This window comes from Rhodovibrio sodomensis (genome assembly GCF_016583645.1).
In the GTDB taxonomy this organism is placed as follows: Bacteria; Pseudomonadota; Alphaproteobacteria; order Kiloniellales; family Rhodovibrionaceae; genus Rhodovibrio; species Rhodovibrio sodomensis.
This window is the reverse complement of sequence record NZ_NRRL01000242.1, coordinates 1-1,944: the sequence shown is the minus strand read 5'-3', so window position 1 is coordinate 1,944 and position 1,944 is coordinate 1. Positions and strand designations below refer to the sequence as shown.

At 63.4% G+C, this 1,944-nt stretch carries 1 protein-coding gene; it reads left to right on the top strand.

Going from position 1 to position 1,944, the window contains the following annotated elements; translation table 11 throughout:
- Nucleotides 1-261: 261 nt before the first annotated feature.
- The gene (locus tag CKO28_RS27435) at nt 262-1,755 is read left to right on the top strand and encodes an integrase catalytic domain-containing protein (RefSeq protein ID WP_200344676.1); all 1,494 of its coding nucleotides are present in this window, start codon (nt 262-264) and stop codon (nt 1,753-1,755) included.
- The last annotated feature ends 189 nt before the right edge of the window (nt 1,756-1,944 follow it).

Here is a 1,944-nt window from a genome sequence, read left to right as displayed (position 1 = left end):
ACCCGAAAAGACGGATCCACCGGGGCCAGCGCGATCCACAAGGCCCGGCCTCACCGACGGCCGGCCGACCTACGGCGCGCGACTGGGGGCGCGCGGTCGGCCGGCCTGTTCGGCCGGGCCTGTGGATCGCCCCGAGCCAGCCGTCACCGGTCAACGTGGCTGACGCTCACCGGCGCATTGCCTCATCGATTTTCTTACCGGAGCCTCGGTTTTTGCCTCAGTTAGAATCTTACCCACTGATGGTGTCGGTGGGGCTGAGCGATGGGGCGAAAGGCCAGCATGAGCACACGCGCTGAATTGATTGAGGCGACGAGGGCGCGATACGAGTCAGGGACGCGGGCGGAGAAGCAGCGCATCCTGGACGAATTCGTTGCGGTGAGTGGTTATCACCGTAAGTACGCGATTCAACTGCTCGGGCGTGGGCCGCCGCGGGAGCGGTCTGCGGAAACGTCGCAGAAGCCGGACCGGCGGCGGTACACCCAAGCGGACAAGGAAGCGTTGATCGTGGTGTGGGAGGCGGCGGACCGGATTTGCGGCAAACGACTGAAAGCCTCACTCCCGGTGCTTGTGCCCGCCATGGAGAACGCAGGCCATCTCGATATCGCCGCCGACGTGCGTACGCGCCTGCTGCGCATGAGCCCGGCCACGATCGACCGGCTTTTGAAGGATGTGCGCGAGCATGCGGGGCGTGGGCGTCGGCGCAACGCGGCGCCAGCGGTAGCCAAGGACATTAGCTTGCGGACCTATGCGGGCTGGGACGAGGTCACGCAAGCAGGATGGCTTGAGGTCGACATGGTTTCGCACAGTGGACCGAGCGCGGACGGCAGTTTCAGCCAAACGCTCGTGGCGACGGACATCGTGACTGGGTGGACCGAGTACGTTCCGCTGCCAGTGCGCGAGAGTCGCCTGATCGTAGAAGCGTTGCGGGCGATCATGAAAATGCTGCCGTTCCATGTCCGCGGCATCGACACGGACAACGACACAGCATTCATCAACGAGACGTTACTGGGGTTCTGCCAATCGCAAGGTATCACATTCACCCGTTCGCGCGCTTATCGGAAGAACGATCAGGCCTGGGTCGAACAAAAGAACGGGGCGATCGTGCGCCGTCTGGTTGGTCATGACCGATACCAAGGCGAGCCGGCCGTAAAGGCGCTTATGCGTCTGTATCGGGTTGCTCGGCTTTACGAAAATTACTTTCAGCCGTGCTTTAAGCTGGCCAGCAAGAACCGCGACGGCGCGAAGGTCACCAAGCGGTACTACGACCCCGCCAGTCCGTACCAGCGTCTCCGCGAGTTGGAGCTTACGCCAGCGGGGCGGGGACACCTGGATGCCGAGTTCGCCGAACTCGATCCGGTGGATTTGCTCCACCGGATCCGGCAGGCGCAAGGCGAGCTTGCAAGCTACGCCGGTCGCACGCATGAAGCAGAAAATGCGGGGGACTTGGACACGTTCGTGAAGACCCTCGCCAGCCAATGGCAAGCCGGCGAAGCTAGGGCAACGCACAAGAAGCGGAAAGAGAAGCGGCCCCGAAACCGCACAGTCCCGGACCGGCTCGCCGAGGGATGGCCCATCGTGAAGACGTGGCTCGAAGACGATCCGACCTTGACCGGGCGAAAAATAATGCAGCGCCTCCAACGGGACTACCCTGGTCAGTACGAGCACCGCCAGTTGCGGACCTTGCAGCGGCGCATCAAGCAATGGCGACGGGAGAGGGCGAACGCGATGGTACAAGAAATCACGGAAGCGAGATGATGAGGCAGCCGTGATTGACGGTCCCCAACCTGGTCTCACCGACGCTCCGGCCGCGCCTGCGTTCCTTGGCGCGTCGCGGCCGGAGCTGTTCGACTCAGGATGGGGACCGCACGGCTACACCGGGCGGAAATCGAGGGCTGAGCGACAACCACCCTCCGGTAAGATTCCTCGGTGAGGCAACGGGACCGG

What these genes read in the sequence shown, in the direction of transcription:
- CKO28_RS27435 (WP_200344676.1), top strand. Translation starts at nt 262, where the DNA reads ATGGGGCGAAAGGCCAGCATGAGCACACGCGCTGAATTGATTGAGGCG.